The organism is Shewanella oncorhynchi (assembly GCF_012584455.1).
Lineage (GTDB): Bacteria > Pseudomonadota > Gammaproteobacteria > Enterobacterales > Shewanellaceae > Shewanella > Shewanella oncorhynchi.
Map to the genome: position 1 here is coordinate 96,261 of NZ_JABAEB010000010.1, position 26,775 is coordinate 123,035.

General features: G+C 49.4%; 25 protein-coding genes. All 25 read right to left on the reverse strand.

The annotated features are described in order from the left end of the window. Positions 1 to 30: 30 nt before the first annotated feature. Positions 31 to 1,290 (reverse strand): beta-ketoacyl-ACP synthase, encoded by a 1,260-nt coding sequence (locus HGO26_RS16200; RefSeq protein WP_168826490.1) that lies wholly within the window; start codon positions 1,288 to 1,290, stop codon positions 31 to 33. After that, positions 1,291 to 2,016, reverse strand: a complete 726-nt coding sequence (locus HGO26_RS16205) for a 3-ketoacyl-ACP reductase FabG2 (RefSeq protein ID WP_168826492.1) — start codon at positions 2,014 to 2,016, stop codon at positions 1,291 to 1,293. Positions 2,017 to 2,127: 111 nt separating this feature from the next. After that, a complete protein-coding gene (locus HGO26_RS16210; protein WP_168826494.1) occupies positions 2,128 to 2,661 on the reverse strand; it encodes a hotdog family protein in 534 nt (177 codons plus the stop codon). A gap of 4 nt (positions 2,662 to 2,665) precedes the next feature. Further along, positions 2,666 to 3,865: a beta-ketoacyl-[acyl-carrier-protein] synthase family protein gene (locus HGO26_RS16215; RefSeq protein WP_168826496.1), complete on the reverse strand. Its 1,200-nt coding sequence runs from the start codon at positions 3,863 to 3,865 to the stop codon at positions 2,666 to 2,668. A gap of 46 nt (positions 3,866 to 3,911) precedes the next feature. Further along, complete coding sequence (locus HGO26_RS16220; protein WP_168826499.1) at positions 3,912 to 4,676, reverse strand: DUF3261 domain-containing protein; 765 nt, start codon at positions 4,674 to 4,676, stop codon at positions 3,912 to 3,914. A gap of 4 nt (positions 4,677 to 4,680) precedes the next feature. Next, positions 4,681 to 5,970 (reverse strand): NAD(P)/FAD-dependent oxidoreductase, encoded by a 1,290-nt coding sequence (locus HGO26_RS16225; protein WP_168826501.1) that lies wholly within the window; start codon positions 5,968 to 5,970, stop codon positions 4,681 to 4,683. 23 nt (positions 5,971 to 5,993) lie between these two features. Further along, positions 5,994 to 8,435, reverse strand: a complete 2,442-nt coding sequence (locus HGO26_RS16230; protein WP_168826503.1) for an MMPL family transporter — start codon at positions 8,433 to 8,435, stop codon at positions 5,994 to 5,996. A 2-nt stretch (positions 8,436 to 8,437) separates the two neighbouring features. Further along, positions 8,438 to 9,238 carry an outer membrane lipoprotein carrier protein LolA gene (locus HGO26_RS16235; protein WP_168826505.1) on the reverse strand — a complete coding sequence of 267 codons (801 nt, stop codon included), beginning with the start codon at positions 9,236 to 9,238 and terminating at the stop codon, positions 8,438 to 8,440. Beyond that, positions 9,238 to 9,669 carry an acyl-CoA thioesterase gene (locus tag HGO26_RS16240; protein ID WP_168826507.1) on the reverse strand — a complete coding sequence of 144 codons (432 nt, stop codon included), beginning with the start codon at positions 9,667 to 9,669 and terminating at the stop codon, positions 9,238 to 9,240. The genes HGO26_RS16235 and HGO26_RS16240 overlap by 1 nt, the downstream gene beginning before the upstream one ends. After that, positions 9,666 to 11,240 carry an HAL/PAL/TAL family ammonia-lyase gene (locus HGO26_RS16245; protein WP_168826509.1) on the reverse strand — a complete coding sequence of 525 codons (1,575 nt, stop codon included), beginning with the start codon at positions 11,238 to 11,240 and terminating at the stop codon, positions 9,666 to 9,668. The genes HGO26_RS16240 and HGO26_RS16245 overlap by 4 nt, the downstream gene beginning before the upstream one ends. Continuing rightward, positions 11,237 to 13,099 carry an LpxL/LpxP family acyltransferase gene (locus tag HGO26_RS16250; protein ID WP_168826511.1) on the reverse strand — a complete coding sequence of 621 codons (1,863 nt, stop codon included), beginning with the start codon at positions 13,097 to 13,099 and terminating at the stop codon, positions 11,237 to 11,239. The genes HGO26_RS16245 and HGO26_RS16250 overlap by 4 nt, the downstream gene beginning before the upstream one ends. Further along, entirely contained in the window at positions 13,093 to 13,479 is a 387-nt protein-coding gene (locus HGO26_RS16255) for an ApeI family dehydratase (RefSeq protein WP_168826513.1), read from the reverse strand. Before HGO26_RS16255 ends, HGO26_RS16250 begins: the two co-directional genes overlap by 7 nt. Further along, complete coding sequence (locus HGO26_RS16260) at positions 13,472 to 14,836, reverse strand: AMP-binding protein (protein ID WP_168826515.1); 1,365 nt, start codon at positions 14,834 to 14,836, stop codon at positions 13,472 to 13,474. The genes HGO26_RS16255 and HGO26_RS16260 overlap by 8 nt, the downstream gene beginning before the upstream one ends. Further along, positions 14,833 to 15,381 carry a COG4648 family protein gene (locus HGO26_RS16265; protein WP_131523999.1) on the reverse strand — a complete coding sequence of 183 codons (549 nt, stop codon included), beginning with the start codon at positions 15,379 to 15,381 and terminating at the stop codon, positions 14,833 to 14,835. The genes HGO26_RS16260 and HGO26_RS16265 overlap by 4 nt, the downstream gene beginning before the upstream one ends. Beyond that, complete coding sequence (locus HGO26_RS16270; protein ID WP_011787696.1) at positions 15,381 to 15,629, reverse strand: acyl carrier protein; 249 nt, start codon at positions 15,627 to 15,629, stop codon at positions 15,381 to 15,383. The genes HGO26_RS16265 and HGO26_RS16270 overlap by 1 nt, the downstream gene beginning before the upstream one ends. 9 nt (positions 15,630 to 15,638) lie before the next feature. After that, complete coding sequence (locus tag HGO26_RS16275; protein ID WP_011787697.1) at positions 15,639 to 15,893, reverse strand: phosphopantetheine-binding protein; 255 nt, start codon at positions 15,891 to 15,893, stop codon at positions 15,639 to 15,641. Continuing rightward, a complete protein-coding gene (locus HGO26_RS16280; RefSeq protein ID WP_011918527.1) occupies positions 15,877 to 16,752 on the reverse strand; it encodes a lysophospholipid acyltransferase family protein in 876 nt (291 codons plus the stop codon). Before HGO26_RS16280 ends, HGO26_RS16275 begins: the two co-directional genes overlap by 17 nt. Continuing rightward, on the reverse strand, positions 16,745 to 17,482 hold the full coding sequence (locus tag HGO26_RS16285) for a beta-ketoacyl synthase chain length factor (protein ID WP_168826517.1): 738 nt from the start codon (positions 17,480 to 17,482) through the stop codon (positions 16,745 to 16,747). Before HGO26_RS16285 ends, HGO26_RS16280 begins: the two co-directional genes overlap by 8 nt. A 337-nt stretch (positions 17,483 to 17,819) precedes the next feature. After that, on the reverse strand, positions 17,820 to 18,716 hold the full coding sequence (locus HGO26_RS16290; protein ID WP_168826519.1) for a DUF3014 domain-containing protein: 897 nt from the start codon (positions 18,714 to 18,716) through the stop codon (positions 17,820 to 17,822). Between the two features lie 203 nt (positions 18,717 to 18,919). Then, entirely contained in the window at positions 18,920 to 20,995 is a 2,076-nt protein-coding gene (gene recG / locus HGO26_RS16295) for an ATP-dependent DNA helicase RecG (protein ID WP_168826521.1), read from the reverse strand. A gap of 191 nt (positions 20,996 to 21,186) precedes the next feature. Next, the gene (locus HGO26_RS16300; RefSeq protein WP_113941110.1) at positions 21,187 to 21,783 is read right to left on the reverse strand and encodes a response regulator transcription factor; all 597 of its coding nucleotides are present in this window, start codon (positions 21,781 to 21,783) and stop codon (positions 21,187 to 21,189) included. Then, complete coding sequence (locus HGO26_RS16305; protein ID WP_168826523.1) at positions 21,783 to 22,862, reverse strand: sensor histidine kinase; 1,080 nt, start codon at positions 22,860 to 22,862, stop codon at positions 21,783 to 21,785. Before HGO26_RS16305 ends, HGO26_RS16300 begins: the two co-directional genes overlap by 1 nt. A 119-nt stretch (positions 22,863 to 22,981) precedes the next feature. After that, positions 22,982 to 23,686, reverse strand: a complete 705-nt coding sequence (locus HGO26_RS16310; protein WP_168826525.1) for a tetratricopeptide repeat protein — start codon at positions 23,684 to 23,686, stop codon at positions 22,982 to 22,984. A 248-nt stretch (positions 23,687 to 23,934) separates the two neighbouring features. Continuing rightward, on the reverse strand, positions 23,935 to 24,879 hold the full coding sequence (locus HGO26_RS16315; protein WP_105251158.1) for a calcium/sodium antiporter: 945 nt from the start codon (positions 24,877 to 24,879) through the stop codon (positions 23,935 to 23,937). 181 nt (positions 24,880 to 25,060) lie between these two features. Next, positions 25,061 to 26,725: an AMP-binding protein gene (locus tag HGO26_RS16320; RefSeq protein WP_168826527.1), complete on the reverse strand. Its 1,665-nt coding sequence runs from the start codon at positions 26,723 to 26,725 to the stop codon at positions 25,061 to 25,063. Positions 26,726 to 26,775: the final 50 nt, after the last annotated feature.

Genomic DNA, 26,775 nt, shown 5'->3' on the forward strand with positions numbered 1-26,775 from the left:
GGTATGTCCTTATAGGGTTTGTATCTGTTGTTAATCTTTCCAGCGTTTAAAAATCAGCGAGGTATTAATGCCGCCAAAGGCGAAATTATTACTCATGACATAATCTGTATCGATTGGGCGCAGTTCGTTACGGATATAGTCCAAATCAGCGCATTGTGGGTCGATACTTTCAAGATTGAGTGTTGGCGCAAACCAGCCCGCATTCATCATCTCAATACTCACCCAAGCTTCTAACGCGCCGCATGCGCCTAAGGTGTGGCCCGTGTAGCTTTTAAGGGATGAAATCGGCATACCAGCACCAAAAACTGCATGGGTCGCGTGGCTTTCGGCGATGTCACCGCGATCCGTTGCCGTACCATGGGCGTTCACATAACCTATGGCACTAGGCTCAAGCTGCGCATCTTTGAGCGCCAATCTGATGGCTATCTCCATGGTCTGCGCATTCGGTTGGGTAACATGTTGGCCATCTGAATTCGTGCCAAAACCGACTAACTCAGCGTAAATTTTAGCGCCACGCGCCTTGGCGTGTTCTAGCTCTTCGAGTACCAGCGTACAAGCACCTTCGCCAATAACGAGGCCATCACGGCTCGCATCGAAGGGGCGTGGCGTGAGTTCGGGAGTGCTGTTTTTAGTGCTGGTGGCAAATAAGGTATCGAACACGACAGCTTCTGTGGGGCAGAGTTCTTCACCGCCGCCCGCCAACATTAAGGTTTGATGACCGTATTTGATGGCTTCATAGGCGTAACCTATGCCTTGGCTCCCCGAGGTACAGGCGCTGCTAGTGGTGTGAATTCGGCCCTTTAAACCGAAAAATACCCCCACATTTACCGCTGTGGTGTGTGCCATCATGCGGATATAGCTAGTGGCGGTGACGCCCGACATATCACCGGTTTTCAACATATCGCCAAAGGCGATGATGGCATCGGTACTGCCAGTGGACGAGCCATAGGCGATACCCATTTCACCCGAGGACACGATAGGATCGTCCAATAATCCCGCATCGATTAATGCAAGTTCACTGGCGCGGGTCGCCATGATAGAAACCCGACCCATAGAACGAATTTTCTTGCGCGAATAATGGCTTGGCACTTCAAAGTCGGTAATGGGGGCGGCTAAGCGGGTATTGAGGCCATCGTATTTATCCCATTCGCCCATAGTGACGATACAGTTTTTCTGCGCCTTAAGGCTCGCTGCTATCGTCTCCCAATCATGGCCCAGGGCGGTAATGCCGCCAATGCCAGTGATAACCACTCGTTTCCCTAAGCGGGTTTGATTTGTCGCTTCGCTCATTTAGATCATGCCTCCATTGACCGATATCACTTGGCGAGTGATATAGGCGGCATCGTCAGACATTAAAAATGCGGCTAAGGCGGCGATTTCACTGGGTTTACCCATGCGGCGCATCGGCACTAATTGCTCGACCATATCCTTAGGAATATCGGCCACCATGTCGGTTTCAATCAAGCCGGGAGCGATACAGTTGACGGTAATTTTGCGTTTTGCCAGCTCTAACGACAATGCCTTAGTCGCGCCGATAATACCCGCTTTTGAGGCGCTGTAATTGACTTGGCCACGGTTGCCCGCAATCCCAGAAACTGAGGCTAAGGTGATGATGCGACCGCCCTTGCGGCTTTGTACCATAGGCATCACACAGGGATGGATGACATTATAAAAGCCGTCCAAGTTGGTATGGATGACGCTGTCCCACTCGCTTTCTGTCATAGCAGGAAAGGCGGTGTCGCGGTTGATGCCAGCATTGAGGATCACGCCATAATAGGCACCATTGGCCTCGATGTCGGCTTCAATGGCGGCTCTGACGCTGGCGCGGTCGGCGACATCAAATTTCAGCAGGCTCACATTCACCCCAAGCGCGCGGATTTGCGCGGCAGTGTCATCGGCAGCTGTTTGGTTACTGTGGTAATGCAGGGCGATATCGAAACCCGTCGCGGCGAGTTTTAGGGCGATGGCTTTACCAATGCCGCGGCTCGAACCGGTAACTAATACTCTGTTATTCATCTGTTTTCTCCACCCCATTTTATCGTTATGTGTCGGTATGGGGTTTCATGTATTTATGGTAAAAAGGTTGCTTGTTAAGGCGCTTTAATGCTTTTTATCTACACCATAGCTTTAGTGCCCAAGGCTTCTATTTGCCGCGTCTTGATTGCCTGCAAGGTAGGCTTGTGTGTCCTGAGGCTGGAACACATTCACATTGGCTTGGGCCACTAAGCTCTTTTCTAGCTCAGTGCCGGCTTCGGGCAGCAGATAAATTTGGCAATCGAATACCGCTAATCCCGATTCCTCCTGATAGAGGCGGCTGACTTGGGTGCGATAGGTGCGCCCGAGCTCATATTGCTTGGCATACAAGGTTAATTTGCGCGATCCCAATAGAAAGCCCACGCGGATTTTATCATTGCGAAGCTTTGCCTCAACCCCAGCAAGGGCGGCAATACTTTGAGCCATATATTCGATACCCACATAATTGGGTACGGCTTGATATTTATCATCGAAATAAGGGCTCTTGGCCGTGATAGTGACTTCGGTCTCTAGGTTATCGCGCCGATAGCCAATGATTTTATCGAGCAAAATCATCGGTGCCCTATGGGGAATAAAATCGGCAATATCCTGTTCGGCAAAGGGTTGGTTAATCTTAAGTAACTGCATGGTACTAGGCCTCGTTACGGCAGAAAATCAGGCTGGCATTACTGCCGCCAAAGGCGAAGGAATTGCTCATCACATAATTAAGCGCGCCCTTAGCGGCGACTTGATGGCGCTCGACCAATGCAATGGGCGGATCCTGTGGATCGACTTGTCCGTCCCATTGATGGGGCGGCAGGGCTTGGCGGTGATTATGTGCTGAAAGTAATAAATAACAGAAGGCGGCTTCAATGGCGCCAGCGGCACCTAAGGTATGGCCGACTAAGGGCTTGGTCGAGCTACAAGGGGGCGTGTTCACGCCAAACACTTCAACTACGGCGCGGCTTTCCATCGCATCATTTTTAGGCGTGGCTGTACCGTGCAAGTTAATGTAACCAATGTCTTTTGCTGCAATGTGTGCATCTTGCAACGCCGCGTGCATGGCTTTGATCGCGCCTTCGCCTTCGGGGTGTGGCGCCGACATATGGTGGGCATCGCTCGACTCGCCAATACCCGCTAGCATGACCTCTGACTCGCCCAAAGTCAGGACGAAAAGCGCCGCGCCTTCGCCGATATTGATGCCATCACGGTTGATGCTAAAAGGATTGCAGTGGCCTTTCGAGACAGACTCTAAGGCGTGAAAACCATTGACTGTGAGTTGGCATAAACTGTCGACACCGCCGACAATCACAACATCACAGAGATTCGCCTGTAATAGGCGTTTAGCGCTGGCAAACACTTTAGCGCTGGATGAGCAGGCGGTCGAAATTGTGTAGCAAGGGCCGTCTAGCTCAAAATATTGGCGTAAAAAGTCGCTAGTGCTGCCGAGCTCCTGCTGGAAATAGTGGTAATCCGCCGGAAAGTATCCGTATTGATTGCGGTAGCTCAGCGCGGCTTCACCTTTTGAAATCCCTGACGTGCTTGTGCCTAGCACAACACCAATACGGGCATGACCAAAATCCCGTTTCGCTTGTTCAACTGTGGTCGCAATTTGCAGTGCGGCGCACAGCAGTAATTGGTTGTTACGGCAATCGAACTGAATGAGTTTTTCGGGAATGGTTGGTAGCGCTGCCGTCACGGGGGCAACTAAGGTTGGGTGCTCGAACAGGAGAGTGTCACTGCGCAGCATCGCACTGGTATCACCGGCGATCAGGCGGTCTAAAACCTGCTGGGGATCTTGCCCTAGCGGGGTACACAATCCAATCTGTGTAATAGCTACTCTGTTCATCATTGTGTGTCTTTTTACCATGGCACAGTTAAGTGCGGATGCTAACAGATTAAATAGGTTCGATTTCTAGCTCAAATTTAGCTTGTGGCATAGTTAAGCTGATGTGGGCTTGCCAAAGAGCATCGCCGATATTTTGCTGATAACGGATTTGCACCACATGGGTTTGCTGGCCGCTTTTACTGATCAAGGTATCTTGACTATAGATCTGGCGACAGGGGATTGTATTCACTCGGGTGCCTTCAAGCGTATCGCCCTGATTTCTCCCAACCGTATCGCAAAGACCTGTGACTAAATGACCACCTTCTAAATGGGCGCGAATACTCTGCTCAGGCCAATAGATCAGTTGCATCATCGCCATTAAATACTCAGCTTTAAAACTGTTCCCTAGCAGCACGCTTTGTTCACTGCTGAGTGTATTACCATCATAAACTAAGGTAAACAAAGCCTGTCCGAGTGGCGCTAAGCCAACGAGCGTCATACGCTCATCCTCTAACTCTAATTGAGTGAGCAGCTCGTGGGACTTATCACCCACTTTAATGCTGACCTTTTGGCTAAAGGACTGGGGCGAAGTTAGCTTAACTTTGCTGTCGGTTTGCGGGCTGCTTATGATTGCGGGTTTTGCCGTCGGCTTAGTCAGAGGCTTATCGGCTGCGGGGGCAAAATCATGGGGCAGTGGCGCCAAGCAATAACGCATGTCTTTAGTGAGGCCGACACAGGTTTGCCTGAACAGCAGTTCGCTACATCCCGTCAGCCCCAGACTGATGATCAGTAGCGCGGGGAACACTCGCCATTTCGCGTTAAAGTTGAGCGACATGCGGTTACGCCTCTGCAAATTCAGGAATGGCAACTTGGTTTTGGCACAATTCGACCACCATGTTCAGGCGGCGCTCCGAGTCTTTAACGAAGGGATTATTGAGGTCCCAAGCGTAGCCCGCCAGAATCGAGCAAATCATTTGCTTGATGCGTGGATTCGGTTCTTCATAGAAGATCACATCCTGAAAGCGGCCATCATACCAAGCTTGCACATAGGTGCGGAAGGTATTCACGCCCTGCATTAAAGGCGCTGAGTAATCGGCTTGCCAGTCAACCGTTTCGCCATTGAGTTGTTTAGTCACACATTTTGCCGCCATCGATGCCGATTGCATGGCGATAGTGACGCCGGAGGAAAATACCGGATCGAGAAACTCGCCCGCATTGCCCAGTAGGGCGAACTTGTCGGTCGCAAGGCGTGACACATTGGCTGAATAACCCTTGAGTGTGGCGCATTCTTGCACCACTTTCGCCTTTGCCAGTAGGGCTTTTAGTCCTGGTTCTTCATTGACTATGCTCATCAATTGTTGCTCAAGCGAACCTTGTAAACGCGCAAGTAATTGCGGTTCTGCCACTACGCCGAGTGAACAACGGCCATTGCTAAAGGGAATGAGCCAATACCAAATGTCTTTATGCTCTGGGTGGACGCTGATTAAAATCTTATTTCGATCAAAGTGAGGATCGCTGATGTTGTCTTCCACATGGGTAAAGATGGCGCTGCGCTGTGGTAGGCAAGATGGACTTTCTAAGTCGAGCAAGCGGGGTAACACACGGCCAAAACCACTGGCATCAAGCACATATTGGGCGCTGATTTGATAAAGCTCGCCCTGTTCATTGCGCACCATTAAGCATGGATTCTCGGTTAAATCTATCGCCTCGACGGTTTCGCTGTAGCGGATTTCGACCCCTTGGCTTTGGGCGGTATCGGCTAACAGTTTATCAAAACTGGCGCGCTGCACTTGGAATGTGGTGCCAGGCCCGGGGGTAAATTTATCGGTAAAGTCGAAGGTAGTGTAAGTGCCATTGCGACGAAAGGCGGCGCCATTTTTATGCTGGAATCCGGCGGCATTGAGTGCGTCTAACATGCCGGCTTCTTCGATGAATTGCATGCAGCAGGGCAGTAAACTTTCACCGATGGAAAAACGGGGGAAATGTTGTTTTTCTAACACCAGCACGCGCTTACCTTGTTGGTGTAGCAAGCTGGCGGCGATGGCGCCTGAAGGTCCTGCGCCGATAATAGCCACATCGACGGCAAGTGAATTTGGCATAGCCGATAAATCGTGAGCGGGTGTAGGCATGTAAAGTACGTTCCTTGTCGTTATCAGGACTTTTTAGTCGTTAAAATAAGTGGCGAAAGTAAAAAGGTTAAACCTATACCTAGCGACAGGGTTAAACCAAAATAATGAATCGCTTGGGTCTGGCTAAAGGCGAGTAAACCAAAGGCTAATAGGGTCGAGCAGGCGGACATAAATACCGCCATCATCACTGCCTTGCCGTGGTTTTGAGCAGAGGCAAAGAACAAGCTGTAGTCTATTCCAATCCCGAAAACTAAAATGAGCGCGAGTGCATGGAACAGACTCAGCGGCGAGCCTGTTAAGCCTAAGGTTGCAAGCGTTAGCAAGGCCGCAAGGGCTGGAACGGCAACGACAACCGCGGCTTTTTTAATGCCAAAATTCAGGCTAAACAACAAGAGTGCGATACCGAGTGCGAGCGCTAATAGCTTTAGGGTTAACAGTCGGTAATGGCCCATGACGGCGGAGATATCCGCGACTTTATCGATAAGTTGTACGCTTTCATCATGGGCAAAGCGCGCCTTGAGCGCGTCGATCTGTTTAATGCCGCCAAGCAAGACAATGGCACCATACTCAGCACTCGCGCCACCATCATTTAGCGCTTCATAGTCGGTGGTCTTGCCATTTGGTGCTAGCCACAGCGGTGCGAGTTGCTTGCCTGCCTCTAGCGTAAAGAAATCCGCTGGGGCGATATATTGGTCTTTAGCCGCTAAGTAGCTTGCTTGCAGCTCTGGCTTTAAGTTCTCATCCAACCCAAGGCCTGTTAGTACAGTATCTATCTGAGTTTGATAGATTTCACCCTGTAAGCGATAAGCCGTGTCTTGCCTTTGATGGCTGGGCAGATACCGGCTGAGGCTGACGTAGTTGCCTAACTCTTGGTTCGCAATAGCGGCATCGAGCAGTGGCGACACTAGCTCAAGCTGTTGCAGCAGTGCTTCTTCACTCGCGGCGCGTACCAGTAAGAATTGATTATCTGTGCCGCCACTGAGTAGCTGCCTGAGCTTATTTTCAGGTTCAGTCACGCTCGCGGGGCTTTGCTGTAAATGGCGAATATCGTCATCGACGGTTAACTTGGTTACGCCAACCAGACACCACACCACTATCACTAAAGCAAACATGCCCATGCCTAAAGGCGTGGTCAATCTGTTGGATAATTGAGTGAGGTTGGCAAGGTATTTCCCCGCTAACGCTAATGGGCGGGAGCCCGATGGCAAACGACTTCCCGCTAACAGTGGGTAGGCGAGAATGAGGGTGAGATAGGCCCCGAGCAGCCCCGCGGCGCAGAAAATCGCCACTTGCTGCATCCCAGGAAACGGCGCTAAACCTATGCCCACATAAGCTAAGGCACTGGTGATAAAGGCAAGTGTCACAGTGGGGAATATATGCGCGACCGTCGCCTTTGCGTTGCGATCGGTATCGCTTAAGCGCTCGCAGTAAAAATGAAAGCTGTAGTCGATGGCAATGCCAATCAAGCTAGTACCAAACACTAAGGTGAGTAAATGCAGTTCGCCAAACACGCTTAAGGTAAAAGTCACGGCCAGCAACAGCCCGCTGGAAATGGTAACGATGGCCAACAGTAGCGGCATCACAGAACGAAACGCCAGCCAGACTAAAGCTATTACCCCAAGTAAGGATGCAAGACCAAGGATCGAGATTTCACTCTTAGCCGTTTGTGTCGCCGCAATCGCGTGAAACAGGGCGCCAGCTTTGAGCACGGTAATATCTGGGTAGTTTTTTTCAACCGCATCCAACCCTAGGGTTAATGCCGTCATCTGCGCTAATTGCGCATTGGGATTAAAGGCACTTTCTTGGCCCTTTGCTATAACAACCGCAGCGACATTATCGCCTTGATTAGCCAGCAGAATACCTTGGCTGGCTCTGACTTTTGAACTTGGCGTGAGGGCGAGTAAATTGGCGGGGAATAACAGTAGTGGATCTTGGGCGAGCAAGTTGCTATTGGCGTAACTAAAGGCGTTGTAAAGCTGCGCTGTGGCCGCTTCAATCAGATTTCCAATGTCTTTCGTTGCTAACGCCTCAGCTTGTGGTGCTGTCAGTAATTTAAATCTGTGGGGGAAATAGAATTGCCCTAGGGCTTCGCCGAGCTGCATATCTGCGCTGCGGATATCTGTGAGTGCAGCATTTTTGCCAGTAGCAATAAGGTCAGCTGCAAGCTTTCGCATCAACAGCTTAGCCGCAGCGATGGCCGTGGTTTCATCCTTGGCGACGAGCGCAATATAGACTTGGTCGGCGAGCGTGGCTTCAACTTGGTTAAGGGCGCGTTCTGTGAGTTTGTCCTGCTGTAAATGGGGCAGCATGGCGAGAATATCGCTCTGCACCCTTGCGCCGTTTTGCCAAAGTTGCAACGTCCATAGACTAGCAGACAGCATCAATAGCAACCAAATGGCGAGGCGCCATTTAGGGGATGATTGTATTAGCGCTTGATTGGCGCGCGCGGTGAAATTGGCGGCCATGGTTAAGGTTTATTCGCCTCTATCGCCACAGCATACTGCGTCAATTCGGTTTCGCTGAGTTTACCTTGGGAAAGCGCACTAAAGTCGATGCGGGTCATATCCTGTGGGCTCACATTCGGCGCCGCGCTCAGCAGCACTAAGGATTGCAACATATCACTCCCCTCTAACACCATATTGGTGATGGCTTTTTTCATTAAGGGATCTTTGGGCGTTAGGCCCAATTGCCATTGGCCGTCTGTGCTCAACCTCTCTGGGCTTAACTTGTCTGTAATGAGGAAGTGCAGTTCAAAGTTTTCACTTAAACCGGAAATATCACCGCCGAGCATAGCGCGCACTAGGCTGGGTAATAAATCGCCCATAGCGGCGGCGCTCGCCGAGGCATCGGCTTTGCTGACTTGGACTCGACCTTGGCTATCGCGCTGAATAAGCTGCTTATCTTTTAAAATCAGCAGGGATTCGAAGGGCTTTATCTGCTGCCAAATCAGTCCTTGGGTCTGATCGAAGATAAACTGACCTTGGCTGATTAACGGCTTTTTGAGCACCTTTAGTTGCCGAGATTGCACAAACTGGCCTCGCACCGTTTTGCCCAAGTTAAGCTTTTGGCTCAGGGCGACAAGCTGCGCGGTATCCGCACTTTGGCTAAAGAGTGTTTGATAAGCGCCGGGCTCTGCTAAGGTTTCTGCCTTGAGTGGCAGGGTTATCAAAGCACAAGCCAAGCCGCAAGCAAGGCAGAGGAGTAATGCACACTTTGCCAGCACAGGATTCTTCGTCAGCGCAGAGCTCTTGGCGAGTACTGATTTCATTAGTCTTCAACCTTAGCGAGCAGGGTGGCTATTTTGTCACGGAACACCTCTGGGGTAACAAAGCACAATTCTTGGGTGCTCATATCGACCGCCGCTTGAATGGTATAACCCTTAGTGATGCGCGCACCGGTTTCGACATCGCGAATTTGATAATTGATTTTTAAGCGGTTTTCCCACTCGACTAACTCGGCGCGCACTGTGATTTTTTGCTCGAAGGTGCTGGCTTTGACGTATTTAATCTGTAAATCGATAATAGGCCACGCATAGTTAGATGCTTGCATTTGGCGGTAGTTATAGCCCAGCTCATCGAGCAGTTTGCAGCGAGCAACCTCGAAATAACGCAGGTAATTGCCATGCCAAGTGATCCCCATGGAATCCACATCGTGGAAGGGGATTTGCATTTCCATATCGATAGTGAGCAATGATTTCATCGGCACACTTCCCATTCACCCGCTTGGATTTTAGCTATGGTTTGGCGCAGCACGGCTTCAAGCGGTCGGTCTTCGATTAAGGTCTCAAAATCACCGCGCACTTGGGCTAGGGTTTTCGCCAATGAAGGGGTGAGCGAGGCTTCGTCCAGTTCATTTTGGGCGATACGTAAACCAATACCTTGGGTCATGGCGAGCAGGGCTGCCGCCGCGACTTGTTCGGTCAATTGCAGCACGCGCATACAGTCGCGGGCGGCAATGGTGCCCATGCTCACCTTGTCTTGGTTGTGGCATTCGGTCGAGCGCGAGAACACGCTGGCGGGCATAGTGTGCTTGAGCGCTTCTGCTGTCCACGCCGATACCCCAATTTGCACCGCTTTAAAGCCATGATTAATCGCGCGGCGCGGGCCGGTTGAGCCGGATAAGTTAGCGGGTAAGCCATTATTAAACTTAGGGTCCATTACCAGTGCCATTTGGCGATCGATAAGATCGGCTAAGTTAGCCACAGTATTTTTCAGCGAATCCATCGCAAAGGCGATATGGCCGCCGTAAAAATGGCCACCGTGGAGAATATGCTCGCCTTCGCCGTCGACAATCGGGTTGTCGTTGGCGCTGTTGACTTCGGTTTCGATAAACTGACGCATAAACGGCAGCGCATCCTGCAACACGCCGATAATGTGCGGTGCGCAGCGGATGGAATATCTGTCCTGCAGCCTGTCCGAATTGCGCGGATGTTCGTGGTGATTTAAATCTTCCCGTATCCAAGTGGCGATTTGGTTTTGCCCCGGATGCGGTTTAGCGGCAAATAAGATTTCATCAAAATGGTTCGAGTTGCCCTTCAGCGTTAACGAAGCCATAGCGGTAATGCGGCTACTTAATCGGGCAAGATATTGGGCGCGATCGAAGGCTAAACAGGCCAAGGCCGTCATCACAGCCGTGCCGTTCATCAGGGCTAAGCCTTCTTTTGGGCGCAGTACGTGCGGGATGATGTTGAGCTTAGCGTAGACATCTTGAGTCGCTTGGCGTTCACCTTGATAGATTACTTCGCGCTCACCGACTAACACGGCGGCTAAATATGACAGCGGCGTTAAATCACCACTGGCACCGACCGAACCTTCCTCTGGGATTACAGGGACTATGTTGAGATTGAGCAAAGTTTCGATGCGCTTTAATAGCTCATAGGTCACACCAGATTTGCCAATGGCTAAGGAGTTTAAACGGCAAGCCATCACAGCGCGGGCCTGCATTGTGCTTAAGGTCTCGCCTAAACCGCAGCCGTGGAAGCGGGTTAAATGCAGTGGCAATTCGTGGACCAGATCTAAGCTCACATTGACTGTGCAAGAGTCGCCATAACCAGTTGTTACGCCATAGACCACGCCTTCTTCGTGCAGCAGGCTATCGATAAAGCGCGCACCTTTTTGGATATATTCTTGATAATCCGCATCATCACAGAGCTTGACTGGTGCGCCCTTGGCGACGGCAACCACTTGTTCTAAGGTAAGAAATTGACGGCCGAACTCAACAGTCTTTAAGTCTGATTGATTCTTCGAGTCGGCGGCTTGGGTGTGGCTCATGAATGACTTGTCCTGTCTGTCTTACGATCCTGCTCTGGGATCTGCGGTGATGTTGATTCTGTTGTTGGTACAGCATCGGCTTGTACTGAATTGGCTGATACGCGTTCTAACTCGCTGTCTTTACGCCAAAAATCGAAGAAGTTAAACCATTGCAAAGGCTCGCGTCTGGCAAAGTATTCTAAGCGTTCGCTGTAGCGATTTACCGCCTGCTGTAATCTGTCCATTCTGCCCGCTCGCGGGCCTTTTAGTGTTTCGGCGAAGCGCTCTAAATGCACCCGATAACGGCCCTGTTCCCGCAGGCAAAACATTAAAAATACAGGGTAATCGAGTAAACCTGCCAAAATAAACGGCCCTTGGGGAAACGCTGCGTCTTGCCCCATAAAGGGCGCATACATGACGCGACCTTGGGTATTCGGCGAGGTTCTATCGCCCGCGATCACCACCAGTTCACCGGCTTCTATCTTTTGCTGCAACAGTATAGACGTCGCGGGGTTAAGCTCGGTCACTTGAATAAGATTAAGCGTGCTATCTGGATTTAACTGTTTGAGTACCTTATTGAAATTTTCCGCATGGCTCGTTAACACCATGACATTCACTTTGACTTTGCGCTGGTGGATCGAAATGGCGCGGCAGAGTTCTAAATTGCCAAGGTGCGACACCAATAACACGGCGCCTTTACCGCTTTCGAGTTGGTCGGCCAGCACTTGGCGATCGGGGAAATCCACTTGGCTCAATTGGATGCGATCGCACCATGCATCGATTCTATCGAGTGCGGCATTTCCAAAGGCTAAAAAGTGATTCAGGCTATCGCGCCAGCCTATGGGCTGATTGAGCTTAGGATGTTGCGGCTCAAGCATTTGCACGCGGCGCAGGAAATCTAACGAGGCTTCGCGGGTGACTTTGCCCGTGAGAAAGAAATAGCAAATCACCGGATACATAATGGCGCGGCACAACCAATGGCCGCCAATACGATAGCTCTCGGCGAGGAGTTTGATGCCCCAGTAACTGCCGCGCTCCTTCATGCCCGACCAATGGGTGGCTGAAGTCGATGATGTTGCTGACGAGCAATGGGAGTTTTGCGCGGCTTGTCGCTGTGATTTACGCTTCAATAGCCAAGGCAGGCGTTTGAGCATGCCGAAAAACAACTTGGTATGCAGTTTAGTGATGCGCACATTGTCGGCCACACCTTGAAAGTGACTAACACCACCTTCGGGATAAATCACCTTAGTCGGCTGGAATAAAATTTCCACCCCTTGCCAGTAGAGTTTAACCAGGATTTCGATATCAAAATCCATTCGCTCCGTTAATGCTTGCTGGCACAGTAATCGCTCTGTGGCGGCGAGGGGATAAACGCGAAAGCCACACATAGAATCTTGAATATCAAAGCTTAAGGTTTCGACCCACACCCAAAAATGGGTGAGATAACGGCCATAAAGCCTGCCCTTAGGCACGGATTCATCGTACTCGGGTTTGCCTGAAATCAGTGCATCGGGTTTAGCCTGCGCCCTTGCTACCATAGCTGGAATATCGGCCAGATTGTGTTGACCATCGGCATCGACCTGCAGTGCATGACTAAAGCCATCGCGGTAGGCTCGGCGTAGGCCCGTCATCACAGCTGCGCCTTTACCACGGTTGTAAGGATGCAGCAGCAAAGTCACCCAAGGATAGGTTTTAGCTAAGGATTGCAGTAGATAACGGGTTTCGTCATTGCTGCCATCATCAATCAAATAACAGGGCAGATTAAATTGGGCGAGTTCGGCCAAGGTCTGGGCAATTGCGGCACTGTGATTGTAATTGGGGATCACTAAGGCGAGCTTAATGGGCGCCGACTCAACTAAGTCGCTGGGAGGTGTTAGCACTGGCTCGCCCCATCGCTGCTGTTAACTGGCGAGATATCGAAGGCGATACGACCTGACGCGTAGCGGTTTTCACCATCGCTATAGGCGAAGGTGAGTTTCCCCTTAGCCACATTGTTGCTAATGCTCAAAGTGACTTCTTGCCCCGGCAGTATGAGTTGCTGAAACTTAAGCACTTCTAAGTTGGCTACGGCTTCGCAATAGCCGAAATATTGGCAGCCTAAACGCACCGCCCAATCTAATTGCGTCACGCCTGGCAGTACGGCTTGCTCGGGAAAATGTCCCTTAAAAGATTCAAGGTCGGCCGCCACTAACAGACGTAATTCAATGTTATCCATGCCGATATTGGAATGCAGGATCGGCGGTAAACTCGATTTAATCATGGTCAAATAACTCGACTAACTGGGCAGTGACACGCTTACCCTGAGTGTTAAGCGGCAAAATATCGGGATAACGCCAGCGGCGAGGCAGCGTGACTCGCTCAAATTGCGTCAGTAAATGTGCTTTTAACGCATTGTTGATACTGAGTTTTCCCTGCTCTTGATGCACACTGCGGCCAAGTGCGGAGAGGGTCACTACCGCGCCCAGTTGGGATTTAAACTGCGGCAATACGACAAGTGCCGCTTGCTCAACATAGGCGTGACTGCCTAACAGCGTTTCCATTTGCGCCAGTGACAGGCGTTTCTCTTCAATCTTAACGATGCGATCGAGTCGGCCCTTGAGTCTAAACTGGCCATTTTCGGTCGGTTCGATTTTATCTTCGCAGCGCAACCATTCATCGTCGGCCAAATAGGGCGATTTAAGTAGCAAGGCTCCGTCGTTAGGATCTTGATCTATCGATATTCTGTCAAACACTTGCCAAGGTTCATCGGCCTCATGCTGACGGCGATAGGCGATGCCGCCCGTTTCTGTGCTACCAAAAATTTCGATGGGCAGATGGCCATAGCATTGGCTGATCCCTTGAGCTGCCGCAAAACTTAAGGGCCCGCCAGAGCTAAACACTAAGCTCGGTGAGCGCAGTTGCCGTTCGTGCTCTAAGGCCTTAGGTAAACGCGATAACTGGGCAGGGCTACTGATCAAACACAGGTTTGGCAGTAAGGCGGTGTAATAGCTTAAGGTTTCTGGATATTCAATCTGCTCGCTTAAAAACGGCCGACTGGCGGCGAGTGGCCACAAAATCTTGAATAACAGGCCATAGATATGCTGGTGGGAAACCGTTGAAACCACACTGCAATGGGGTAAATGTTCGGCAAAGGTATGTTCGAGCACTGAGACTTCAACGTCTAATTGCTGAAGTGTTTTACGGATCGCCTTAGGTTCGCCACTGCTGCCGGAGGTAAATAGCACAAGTTCACCGATAGCCTCGCTCGCCGGCCAAGGCTTGCTCGGCAGGCTCAGCTCTTTTCTCAGTAGAATAAAGGCCTGACTTTCACACAATGGCTTGTCCGACAATATGCCTTCAAACTGGTGGGTTAACTCGCTCAGCGTGCCCGTTTGGGTGTTGGCTGGTAAGATAATTTCCTTGCCGGCTAACAGCGCCGCACACAAACCCACAGCAAACAGATCGCTGGTATCACTCGCGAGCAGCCATTTTTTCTCTGGCGCGGCCAGTAGTTGCTCGTAAAAATACGCCACCTGATTGGTAAATAATGCACCTGTGACTATGTCGTGGTGATTAAAGCTGATCAGTTGTTGGGCAAAGGGCCCTTGGGTTAACCAGTTTTTGAGTAGCTGTGTCATGTTTTCTTCAACCAAAAGCTGCGATATAACCACTCCCCACCGAGGAGCAGTCCCATGAGTACGTATGCAATCAAACCGTTATACAAGGTCCAGGTTGCTAAGCTAGTAAAGCCAGCGGTGTAAGCCGCCATAGTGCCATTGAAGATAAATAAGCCGCACCAAAGTAGAGTGACTTTTTTAAGATACCCAGTGGCTTCTTCCGGTAAATCGGGTTCTTTCAAACGGGCTAAACGTTCGATCATGCTAGGGCCAGTGTGCAGTGAATAACTGAACAGCGCCAGCATAGTGAGATTTATCACTACTGGGTAATACAGCAGCCAGTCACTGCGCTTGGCAAGATAACTGCCTGCCGTGAGCACAATCCCCACCAATAGTGGTAAAACTAATGTCTTAACCTTTTGCTTTTGTAGCATTAGCCGCACTATCAGCAATAAACACAGCACGAGCGCTATGGTGCCAGCAGGCAAGTAACTGAGCCCTAAATACACGGCAACGGGGTAGGCCAGCAAAGTTAGGGCGGTTAAGACCTGTAGCAAGGCTCGCATTAGGTTTTAACTAAACCTTCGATAGCATTAATCACATCATTGATTGTGCGAACTGATTTAAATTCATCGGGTTGGATCTTTTTACCTGTCAGTTGCTGCAGCTTTATCACTAAGTCGACTGCATCAATACTGTCGAGATCGAGCTCTTCATACAGGTTGGCCTCAGGCGTAATCGCCTCGGCATCAATTTCGAATTCGTCCACTAAAATAGTGGTCAGCATAGCGAGGATTTGTTCACGATTTTGCATATTCCTCTCCTATGGACGCTGTGATTCGATAAAGCGAGCTAAGCTGGCAACACTGTGGAAATGGGCCTTAGTGGCATCCGAATTGGCTTCGATTTTGACATCAAATTTTTTCTTGATGGCTAAGCCGAGCTCGAGGGCGTCGATAGAATCTAAGCCTAAACCTTCGCCAAATAGCGGCGCATCGGTTTCAATATCATCAATGCTGACGTCTTCTAGATCGAGACAGTCGATGATTAACTGCTTTATTTCATTGTTTAAGTTCATAATTATTTTCGAGTTGTTGTTTATAGTAATGTTCAAGATCCCGCGTCAGCTGCCGGGCCATTTTTGCATGCTCACCTAAAGCCGCTTGGTACTTCTGGTAAGAAACGATTGTGCCGATTTCAACGGCCATTCCCATGGTTTGCCTTGGGATTTCATACCAAGGTTGCTCCTTTGTCAAACCACGCACATTGGTACGTAGCACCACAGGTAAAATATCCGCTTCGGCCCTTAAGGCGATATTGGCAGCGCCGCGGGCAAAGTGGTTAATGGTCGCACCGACCACCGTACGCGTGCCCTCGGGGAAGATAATTAAATTGGTGCCTCTTGCGAGCACTTCGCGGCAATCCTCTAGCATGAGTTCGGCGCCGCGATTGGGAATATAACCCGCGCAGGACACCACACCACGCAAAAATGGATTACGCCACAAAGCTTGTTTGACTATGCAGCCCGCATTGGGCATGAGACTTATCAATACCACCACATCCACTAAACTGGGGTGGTTGGCAATGACGATAACGCCTTTGGCATCATGTAATTTTTGGGCATCGTGGCTGCTGACCTTAATCACACCAGCCCAAGTGAGCATGGCGACAAAGCCTTTGAACATTAAATGCACGGCCTTTTGTACCCGAATAATCCGCGCCTCTGGTGTGCCTGGCCAAAAACGCAGTAGCGGCAGAATGGTCAAGGAGCTTAATAAGCCGCCTAAGCCAAAGGCGATATAACAACTCACGCCACCTAGCCAACGTGGCACATAATTCAGCCCTTTGCGGCGAGTTTCCGGCAAGGTATAAGCGGCATTGAGCATTGAATCTTGATGATCCTTAGCGGCGTCATGGCTGTGGGCTGCATCAAACATGCTCAAGTCTCCAATGCCATTGGGATAAGCAGCCTGAAATATTTTGCGCCGTTGCTAGGGCGTGGATAAATGCACCATAGGTCAGCGGATTTAAAGCTGTTGCCTTAGAAATGTGGCTCACCGTGAGCTTGGCCGAAGCGGGTGTATCGAAGGGCGCGAGTTGTAGGCCTAGGGCCAAAGGTAATTCAAATTCTTGGGTAAACTCATCGTACACAGGAGGCACTGGATCATCACCGAAGACCAATAACAATGGTTCTGGCGATTGATGTAATTGGGCGAAGGCTTCGACCATAGCTTGGGACAGGGTTTCTGTGCCCGCCGCAACTGAGGTTGAAGGCGCGGTATTGGCCGCCACTATGCCAAAAATGCCGCTGGCGGTGTTGTGCACTGACTGACTAAAACCTAAGGGCGATAAGGGTTGTTTGGCGATAATGTCTTCGAGTAGGCCAATGGTGCGCTGCAACTCTCCATGGCGCGAGGCAAAAATAGAGCGACAATTTGCAGGCATTTCGCACTGAAAACTCACCTCTAACATCATCTTAGTCAAGCGACTAAAACGGCGGCGCTGCATAGCGGGAATTTGTTTGAGTGCGGGAGCGGTGGTATCCGACTGTGGTGGCGTATCGAGATTGAGCTCAGCCGAACTCTCGCACCAAGTTTGCCAACTTTGATGGTGCTGATATTGGGGGGCCCAAGCGCCCCAAGAGAGAATGCTGAATGTTAGTTGCACTACTTTGCCTCGACACTAAATTTAAGCTGTCTTAGTTATCCCTAACTAAGTTAGAACATTAATGGATTGTCATACCATAGTGAGGAGTATACGCGTTAGAAGAATGACGCTCGAAATGCCCTCTACAGCGTGGTTATTCTACACTATGCCCCTTCTTTTTATGAAGCCATTTGCATTGTGCGGGTTAACGGAATGGGATCAAGTGCTGTGATTTGCAGCGCTTATTTGACATTGAATAACAAATATCGCAGTGGCTATCTGATTTCGCAGACACTTTAACTTACAGGTTAAAATGAAAAAAGGCGCACTGAGCGCCTTTTGGCATGAGCTTGATAACCTATTGCGACAATTGACTCTCGATTTTACGCAGCGCTACTTTCAACTTGCGAGTATTTTCTGGACCCATACGGATCAACAGTTTTTGTGCACTGGGTAGTGCCTCTAAGTTAGGGTCAACGAATTGATAGTTAACGCTAATTGAATTCAGCTCAATCGGATCTTCAATAATAGGTGCTGCGAGTAACATTTTAATCGCTTGCAGCATTCTGTCGTTAAATTTGGCGTTGCTGTAGCCGAGTTCGGTAAAGGCTTCCTCTAGGAGCGGCGTCAGTTGCTTGTAAGTTGTGATTAAGCTCTGTTCGTCCATTTTGGCAATCGAGTCAACATAGGCATCGTATCTGTGGAAACCCTCAGGATTTAAATACACTTTGTTGGTGATTTCTGAGACTGAGAACAGCTTCTCTGGTCCTTTAAGTGGGCTAACTTTACGGGTTAATTCACCCTGAGCTAGGTTATCCACGAATACCACAAATTGGCGGACGAGATCTTGCTGCACTAACGAAGAACTCAGCACATTGTTATTGATCATGGCGAGAGCTTTTTGTTGCACAAATGCATCACTTTCAGCCAGCACAGGCACAGGTTCTACGACAACTTCAGGCTCTGCCACTGCAGTGGTTTCAGTGCTATTAGTGTTCGTTTCTGTAACGGCAGGCGTCGTCTCAGTGGTTTCAGGCTCTGGCTCACTTTCGAGCGTCATAGGTTCAGATGGCGGTGTTTCAGGCAATACAATAGGGGCGTTAGGAATGAGTTTAGGTGAGTCAGAATCACCGCTGTAGTAATAATATCCTCCGGCAGAAAGTAGCACGACGAGCACTATCGCAAAAAGCGCAAAGCGATTGCTGCTAGAAGAAGTCTCTTGAGGTGTTATTCTATCATCTTGATTAACTTGCATTTTACATCCTTCGCTTGAGTGTCAAGGTAACTTGGTGAATACATGCAGCTAACATTAAAGTGCAAGAGCGGGCTATTTGAAGGCCGCAGGTTCATTTTGCAAGTTTCCATGCGCTTGTCTATAGCGCTTAGCTGAACATAAACAATTTATTTCGAGTAAAGGCTGATGTTACGCCTCGTCCTTTACCCTTTAATATTTACGGCTTAAGCCTGCACATAGTGCTGCCTGTGCCCGAGCCAACGTAAAATAATTGCATCGACCTTTTCGGGGGCTTGCACCATTACATGGCTCGCTAATTTCTGAATGTGTGGGATCAAAGCTTGATCGCGCACCAGATCGGCAATTTTGAGCTCAGCCAGTCCCGTCTGCTTAGTGCCAAGCACTTCACCCGGGCCACGAATTTCTAAATCTTTCTGCGCTATGATGAAACCATCATTGCTTTGTCTGAGTACACTCAGTCTTTGGGTGGCGGTATGGCTCAACGGCGCCTTGTAGAGTAACACACAATGGCTTGCGATGGCGCCTCGACCGACTCGTCCGCGCAGTTGATGTAGTTGTGCTAGACCTAAACGTTCAGGGTTTTCAATGATCATCAGGCTGGCATTAGGCACGTCGACGCCCACTTCAATCACGGTTGTCGCTACCAGTAGATGAATAATGCCTGCCTTAAAGTCGGCCATGATTTGCTGTTTCTCGGCGCTCTTCAACCTGCCATGCACTAGGCCAATATTGAGCTCGGGCAGGGCGAGGCGCAGTTCTTCGGCTGTGTCTTCGGCGGCTTGGCATTCGAGCACTTCGGATTCTTCAATCAGAGTACACACCCAATAGGCCTGACGTTGGTCGCTGATGACGGCGTTACGCACCCGTTCAAGCACTTCGTTACGGCGTAAATCAGCAATCGCCACTGTGGTCACTGGAGTTCGCCCCGGCGGCAGTTCATCGATAATGGACGTGTCGAGATCTGCATAGGCCGTCATAGCAAGCGTGCGGGGAATAGGTGTGGCTGTCATGATCAATTGATGCGGGTGGAAACCTTGGTTCACGCCCTTTTCCCGCAGGCCTAAGCGTTGGTGTACGCCGAATCTGTGTTGCTCATCGATAATAATTAACGCGAGTTTGCTAAAGACTACATGCTGCTGGAAGATGGCATGGGTCCCAATTACCATCTGGGCTGCGCCAGATTCAATATCCGCAAGGGATTGGGCTCTGACCTTACCTTTGAGTTTGCCCGCCAGCCAACCGACCTTAAGCCCGAGTGGCTCAAACCAAGCGGCAAAGTTAGTCGCATGCTGCTCGGCCAATAGCTCGGTTGGCGCCATCATGGCAACTTGATAACCGTTTTCAATCGCTTGCAATGCCGCCATCGCCGCGACTAAGGTTTTACCTGAGCCAACATCCCCTTGCACTAAGCGCATCATAGGGTGCGGCTGTTCTAAATCTTTGCCTATATCAGCCACGACTCTTTGCTGGGCGCCAGTCGGCTTAAAGGGCAAAGCCGCGAGGAAGGGATTGAGCAACTGCCCCGTGGCCTGCATGGTGACAGCGGCATCTAAATTACTGCGCTGCCTTAGGCGTAACATACTGAGATTGTGGGCGAGTAATTCTTCCTGCACGAGTCGTTGCTGGGCTGGGTGTTGGCCTAGCTCTAAATCGAACTGAGAGATCCCCGCAGGAGGACGATGTAGCGTCTGTAGCGCTTGTTTAAGGCTGATGTTATTAGGTTGCAATTGTGGTGGCAGAAGTTCAGTTAAGCCACCCTCTTCTAGCAATACCAAGGCTTGCTCGGTCAGCTTTAGCCAACTCGCCTGTTTTAAGCCCTCAGTCGTGGGATAAATCGGCGTTAGGGTATCACTCAGGTGAACATCTTCACCGGGATACACCACTTTATATTCTGGATGCACTATCTCAGCTTGATGACTACCACGGCGCACTTCACCATAGGCGCGGATTATCAAACCATTTTGCATGGCATTACGCTGAGCAACGGAAAAGTTAAAGAAGCGCAGACTTAAGCTGCCCGTATCGTCGCGCACATTGCAGACCAGCATGCGCTTGCGGCCTTGGATGATTTGTGTCGATTGGATTTCAGCTTCTATAGTGCCATAACCGCCTAGGCTGAGGGCGGCAATGGGATAGATTTGGGTTCTATCTTCGTAGCGCAGGGGTAAGTGAAACAGCAGATCTTGTACTGTTGTGATGCCGAGCTTTGCGAGTTTCTCCGCGACCTTTTTGGCGACGCCTTTGAGGTCGGTGATCGGAACAAGATCCAATTGCTGCAAGTCGTTAGCACTCAATCACTGTGAATTTATACATATATTAACAGAGAATAAGCGTAAGGCAATCTCAAGGGGAATTAGGGTGTTATCAAATTTTGTTTGGAAGCATAGCTAATATCCTTCTGTAGCCTTAAGACCACAAAATTGTTGATAAGATATCGTTAGGCTGAAAGCGTGGTTAACTGTGAGTGTTATTACAACCAGCCTTTTTGTTTGGCGATGCGCGCTGCATCGATTCGATTGCTGGCATTGAGTTTGGCTATGGCTTCTGAGAGGTAGTTGCGAACAGTCCCTTCGGCGATAAAAAGAGTTTCGGCGATGTCGGAGGTGGATTTGCCTTCGCTAGCGAGGCGAAGAGCGCGGCGTTCTTTGTCGTTGAGTGGGTCGACATCGCCAATCGCCATCATCGCAAGTTCAGGATCGATCACTCGTTTTCCCGCCATTACTTGTTGAATCGCGTTGACTAAGGTTTCCGAGGGCGCATCTTTAAGCAGAAAGCCGCCCACACCCGCTTCGATGGCACGTTTAATATAGCCCGCACGGCCGAAGGTGGTAATGACCACTATCTTGGTTTGGCTATGTTGCTCCTTTAACCATGTGGCCAGCTCTAAGCCTGTGCGGCCGGGCATTTCGATATCCGTTAGCAAGAGATCAAAGCTTTGCTGTTTGAGTAAGCTTAGAGCTTCGTCACCGTCACTCGCTTGGGTGATACTAAAACCCCCTGCAAGCGTAAGGAGTGCGGCGAGTGCTCCTCGCACCATAGCTTGATCTTCCGCCAATAAAATCTTCATTAATGTGTTGCTCCCTGCAAAGGTAAACTGACGGTAAAGGTATATCCCTGTTCGAGATTATAGCTCAAGCTGCCGCCTAAACTGTCGAGACGCTCGCGTATACCAGTGAGGCCATTACCTTCTATAAAAGGTTTGGCCGCGGCATTGTCTTTGACTTCTAGCAGCAGGCGGTCTGATTGCTTAGAAAAGTGGATAGAGCATTCACTTGCACCGCTATGGCGAAGAATATTATTAATGAGTTCGGTGAGGATCAAACTCAGTTGGCTTTCTGTGCTTGCACCTAGCTTGGGTAGCTCACCACTGAGCTCGACACTTAAGCCTTTATCCCTTAAGGATTTACAAAGCTGCGTCACGCAACTCTCTAGACCCTTGTGTTTGTAGTCTGACACTGTGTGGCGGATCTGGCTTAAACTTTCCCTCGCAATTTGTCCTAGCTCAGTCAATTGGGTTGATGCGAGTTCATATTCTTGTTTTGCGATAAGCTTTTCGGCTAGCTCAGCCTTAAGGGCGATGGAAGATAGGCTATGCCCCATAATGTCGTGTAGATCCCGCGCGATACGTTCACGCTCAAGCATAGTGGCCAAGGTGGTAATTTCTTGGGCACTTTGCTGTTCTTTCAATTTATGCCGATAACGTCTGCGTTCGGCGACACCAAACATGCCCACGCCGAGCACTAATCCCGAGCCGTAAAGTGGAAAGTAGTAACTGTTAAAGTGGTAAATCTCATTGAGGGCAAACAACAGGCCGATGAGGGCTGCAATAGCCAACAGACAGGTCCGGAGAGGATAAAAAAAGCCAATGAAGAAGGCGGCAAAGGTAAATAGCGAGATAGAGCCTGGGTTGATTGGTGTGATCGCTATTGCTATGGCCACCATAATGAGAATGGGCAGATAGGCGCTACGGCTATTGCACTTATAGGTCCAAAAATAACTGGCAATAAAAGGGATTAACACGGCAAAACTGAGGGCGATTTTCCAGCTTGGATAGGGATTTATGGCAAGTGGGATAAGATAAAACACTAAGTTTATCAAATACACCCAAGCAAGTTTTCGTTCGAGCTGAAGGGGAGTGCTTATCATGATGCCTCTGTGTCACTGAGTTGGTTGTTGAATGCCCACCGATGGCATCTTGTTTTAATTTATTCTTTTTAGGGATTGGCGCTATCGTCAGCGCCATAGATCCCCGTTAACAACTTTGTCTATTTTGCACTTAATTGCTGATTTTGTTGAAGCAAAAATTTTGCCCAACCGTAATCTGCTTGTACTTTGATCGCTTGTTGCCAATCTTCAATCGCGCCTTGGCTATCGCCTAATTCCTGTTTAGCGAGCCCGCGCCACGTGTAAGCTTCGGCTTCACCCCAGCAAATGTTGTCGCAAGGCTGGGCGAATCTTTCTATGGCTGTAGTGGCTAAGGTCTTAGCATTTTGCATGCTGCCGCCAAATATGGCTGGCGTGTTATAGGCGGCGATGGCTTTAACAAGCGCTACCCGTGGATTTTGTGGTTCTAATTGTTCGGCACTGGCAATCGCCTTGGCGGATTTCATGCCGAGCGTTGCACCTTTGCTATTGTCTAAGGCGATTTGCATGCCATAAACCGACGATAATAGCGCGAGGGATTCTGCATTCGCTTGGCTGGTTTCGAGTGCTTCTAATGTGGTTTGCGCTGCACTCAGTGCGCTGCTAGCGAGTGTTTTCTGCCCCATTACATTGGCACTGATGGCTAAGCGATAGTTCGCATAGGCTTTATCATAATCTTGAGTGCTACCGCTCAGTTGTTGTAATTGCGTTAGATTCATTGCATTCGAGGCCGCGTCTACGTTGGTGATGCTAGTGTTTGATGGCGTTGCTGCAAACGAGTGAGTACTGATAAGCACAAAGCTGGAGGCGAGGAGTAATGTTTTCATGGTATTTCCTTATTGAGTGAGTTTCCCAATGTTTGGGTACGGGCTCATTATCAGAAATTCGATAGAAGAAGTGCAGACACAAAGGTCATGGCTTTGGCATGACAAATGTCATCAGTTGAGTTGTGTGCTTATATTTTTTATGAGGTGTGCTTTAAAGAAAGTGCGTGATGAATAAAGGACAGCAATACCTAGAGAGCAAAACACCGGAGAGGCTCCGGTGTTTTTTATCGTAAATGAGCAGCTAAGTGTTATACCACAGCTTGAGTGCTCGCTTGGTTTATTAGGTAGCCCAAGTAACCTAAGTAGCACAGTAGTAATACTGAACCTTCGCGGCGGCCAATACGAAATCCTGTCCAAGCGAAAGGTAAAATCATGATGGCAAATGCCAACATCACGATGAAATCAAAGGGTTGGAAGCCAAGTGATGATACTGGCTGTACTATTGCAGTAATACCTAAAATACCCAAAATATTGAATATGTTAGAACCGACAACGTTACCTATGGCTATGTCACTCTGACCTTTCAGTGCCGCTAGAACAGAAGTTACTAACTCTGGCATACTGGTACCAATCGCCACGATCGTTAAGCCGATAATGACTTCACTGATACCGAAGGTCTTGGCTAAATCTACTGCGCCGTTGACAAACAAAATACCGCCACCGACTAACATACCAATACCGACTAAGATAAATAGTGCTGAAAGTAGCGGATTATTTGGACCTGCTTCAATCTCTTCCTCTTCATTACCATTTTTCGAGCTGATGTAACTAAAGGCTAAATAACCGAACAGTAGTGACAGCAATATCACTCCGTCAATTAGGCTGAGCTCGCCATCTAACAAGAGTGCCCAGAACAACATGGAAGCCAATATCATCAAAGGGATATCACGCTTTACGACTTGAGATTGCACTTGAATAGGGCGGATAAGTGCCGTGATGGCTAAAATCAAACCTATGTTAGCAATGTTAGAGCCAATAACGTTACCTAAGGCGATACCGCTGTTTCCTGCTAGAGCAGATTTTACACTCACAGCCAGTTCTGGTGCGCTAGTACCAAAGGCTACAATAGTTAAGCCTATGATAAGTGGCGTAATACCTAAACGTAGAGCGATTGAACTCGCGCCACGAACTAGGGCTTCAGCGCCTAAGGTTAAAATAATAAAACCGCCAATAATCGATAGTGTAATTAGCATCGTTAGACTCTGTTAAACCTAATATTGAATGGAAAAGTACAAGGGAATTGCCCCTTGGCCGACTGGCGCACATGATACGTGGTTTTATCGGATTTTGACAGAATATGTCATAAAAAAGCACACCCTAGGCGTGCTTAGTTTTAGCTGATGACCATACTCGCCAACTGATTGTTTGGCCTAGTTATTTTTGAGTTAATTCATCTTCCCAGCGGACTTGGGCGCCACGAATGCCGTCAACTCGTTCGCTAAAGGCTTTTTCAAGCACATGGCGTTTGATTTTGAGGGTAGGTGTGAGCGCATCATTTTCAATCGTCCAAGGATCACTAACCACGACAATCGCATCGACATGTTCGTGTGACTCTAAGTGCGGATTAACGCTATCGAGTGTCGCTTTGAGTGAGGTGCGGACTTCTTCACGGGCTTGTAGATTTGCCCCTTCGGATAACTGCACTAGTGCGACGGGATGTGGCAGACCAGAGCCAATCACGCAGATCAGTTCAACATGGGGATCCTGTGCCAGTTTACGTTCGATAGGCACGGGCGCTACATATTTGCCCTTGGCGGTTTTAAAGTTGTCTTTCACTCGGCCAGTAATAGTGACACAACCATCGGCATCAATTGAGCACAGATCGCCTGTGTGGAAGAAACCATCAGCATCGAATGCCGCTGCAGTAGCTTCAGGCTGTAGATAATAAGCAGTCATTAATCCTGGGCTCTTGAGCAGTAGCTCACCATCCTCGCCTTGGCGGATCTGGCAATCCTCAACTGGGCGGCCAACAGTACCAATTTTACGCGCATCAAAAGGATAGTTGATGATCGAATAGGCACAGTTTTCTGTCATACCCCAAGCTTCGCAGATATTAAGACCAATACTGTGATACCAGTGGATCAGTGATGGCGGAATAGGCGCCGAGCCAGAGCCGAGTAGACGACAATGGTTTAAACCTAAACCCTTATGGATTTTGTATTTCACAAAGCTGCTAAGCAGTGGGATTTTCAGCAATAGATTAAGTTTACTGACCCCAATTTTGTCGATAATGTTTTTCTGAAACAGGCTCCATAACCGTGGTACCGAGAAGAATACCGTTGGTTTTGCCCGTTGAACATCGACAACGAAGGAGTCGAGACTTTCAACGAAAGCCACCACACTACCTGAGTAGAAGGATGAGCCTTCAATCGCAACGCGCTCTGTGATGTGGGCTAAGGGTAAATAGGATAAAAGTCTATCATCGCCATCGGTGCGCAGGTCACGGACTACCGCTTGGCAAGTCCAGCCATAGCTGGCGAAGGTTTGAATCGCGCCCTTAGGTTGGCCAGTCGAGCCAGAGGTATAGATGAGTGTCATCACTTGATCTGGAGTCGGCAGTGGGGCGTTAATTAAGGGATAGCCTAGCTTAAGCAACTGTTCCCATTGATATTGGGCTGGCATCGTATCATAGGGCATGGCAAGGCGTAGTAGCTCGCCGCCGACACCAGCCTCTTGGTCTGCCCAATGGTCAAGCTTGCCGAGAAAAATGGCTTTTGCGCCACTGTGTTGCAGTACATAGCGAATCGTGTCTGTGTTGGCGGTAGGGTAAATAGGTACGCTGACATAGCCGCCGTGCATCAACGCGAGGTCGGTGATAAACCATTCGGCACAGTTTTTAGAGAGAACGGCAATTTTATCACCACGCTCTAAGCCTAAGTGATGTAAGGCTCCGGCAAGTTGTTGAACTTTTTCTTGAACTTCAGCCCAAGTAAAATCAAGGAATTGACCCTTGATCGGTTGGCGTAAATAGACTTGGTCCCCCTGAGTATTAGCCCAGTGCGCCAGCATTTCAATTGGCGTCTTAATCGCTGTATCCATTGGCAATTCCCTGTTATTTATTGTTCTTTTGGCTGTACCCAGTATGGCGA

Bases quoted from the DNA above. Each gene is read 5' to 3' on its own strand.
- HGO26_RS16220 (WP_168826499.1), bottom strand. From the start codon at position 4,676: ATGTCGCTCAACTTTAACGCGAAATGGCGAGTGTTCCCCGCGCTACTG.
- HGO26_RS16240 (WP_168826507.1), bottom strand. From the start codon at position 9,669: ATGAAATCATTGCTCACTATCGATATGGAAATGCAAATCCCCTTCCAC.
- HGO26_RS16305 (WP_168826523.1), bottom strand. From the start codon at position 22,862: ATGATAAGCACTCCCCTTCAGCTCGAACGAAAACTTGCTTGGGTGTAT.
- HGO26_RS16290 (WP_168826519.1), bottom strand. From the start codon at position 18,716: ATGCAAGTTAATCAAGATGATAGAATAACACCTCAAGAGACTTCTTCT.
- HGO26_RS16265 (WP_131523999.1), bottom strand. From the start codon at position 15,381: ATGCGAGCCTTGCTACAGGTCTTAACCGCCCTAACTTTGCTGGCCTAC.
- HGO26_RS16205 (WP_168826492.1), bottom strand. From the start codon at position 2,016: ATGAATAACAGAGTATTAGTTACCGGTTCGAGCCGCGGCATTGGTAAA.
- HGO26_RS16230 (WP_168826503.1), bottom strand. From the start codon at position 8,435: ATGGCCGCCAATTTCACCGCGCGCGCCAATCAAGCGCTAATACAATCA.
- HGO26_RS16310 (WP_168826525.1), bottom strand. From the start codon at position 23,686: ATGAAAACATTACTCCTCGCCTCCAGCTTTGTGCTTATCAGTACTCAC.
- HGO26_RS16210 (WP_168826494.1), bottom strand. From the start codon at position 2,661: ATGCAGTTACTTAAGATTAACCAACCCTTTGCCGAACAGGATATTGCC.
- HGO26_RS16235 (WP_168826505.1), bottom strand. From the start codon at position 9,238: ATGAAATCAGTACTCGCCAAGAGCTCTGCGCTGACGAAGAATCCTGTG.
- HGO26_RS16255 (WP_168826513.1), bottom strand. From the start codon at position 13,479: ATGATTAAATCGAGTTTACCGCCGATCCTGCATTCCAATATCGGCATG.
- HGO26_RS16245 (WP_168826509.1), bottom strand. From the start codon at position 11,240: ATGAGCCACACCCAAGCCGCCGACTCGAAGAATCAATCAGACTTAAAG.
- HGO26_RS16215 (WP_168826496.1), bottom strand. From the start codon at position 3,865: ATGATGAACAGAGTAGCTATTACACAGATTGGATTGTGTACCCCGCTA.
- HGO26_RS16300 (WP_113941110.1), bottom strand. From the start codon at position 21,783: ATGAAGATTTTATTGGCGGAAGATCAAGCTATGGTGCGAGGAGCACTC.
- HGO26_RS16200 (WP_168826490.1), bottom strand. From the start codon at position 1,290: ATGAGCGAAGCGACAAATCAAACCCGCTTAGGGAAACGAGTGGTTATC.
- HGO26_RS16275 (WP_011787697.1), bottom strand. From the start codon at position 15,893: ATGAACTTAAACAATGAAATAAAGCAGTTAATCATCGACTGTCTCGAT.
- HGO26_RS16280 (WP_011918527.1), bottom strand. From the start codon at position 16,752: ATGTTTGATGCAGCCCACAGCCATGACGCCGCTAAGGATCATCAAGAT.
- HGO26_RS16320 (WP_168826527.1), bottom strand. From the start codon at position 26,725: ATGGATACAGCGATTAAGACGCCAATTGAAATGCTGGCGCACTGGGCT.
- HGO26_RS16260 (WP_168826515.1), bottom strand. From the start codon at position 14,836: ATGACACAGCTACTCAAAAACTGGTTAACCCAAGGGCCCTTTGCCCAA.
- HGO26_RS16270 (WP_011787696.1), bottom strand. From the start codon at position 15,629: ATGCAAAATCGTGAACAAATCCTCGCTATGCTGACCACTATTTTAGTG.
- HGO26_RS16315 (WP_105251158.1), bottom strand. From the start codon at position 24,879: ATGCTAATTACACTATCGATTATTGGCGGTTTTATTATTTTAACCTTA.
- HGO26_RS16225 (WP_168826501.1), bottom strand. From the start codon at position 5,970: ATGCCTACACCCGCTCACGATTTATCGGCTATGCCAAATTCACTTGCC.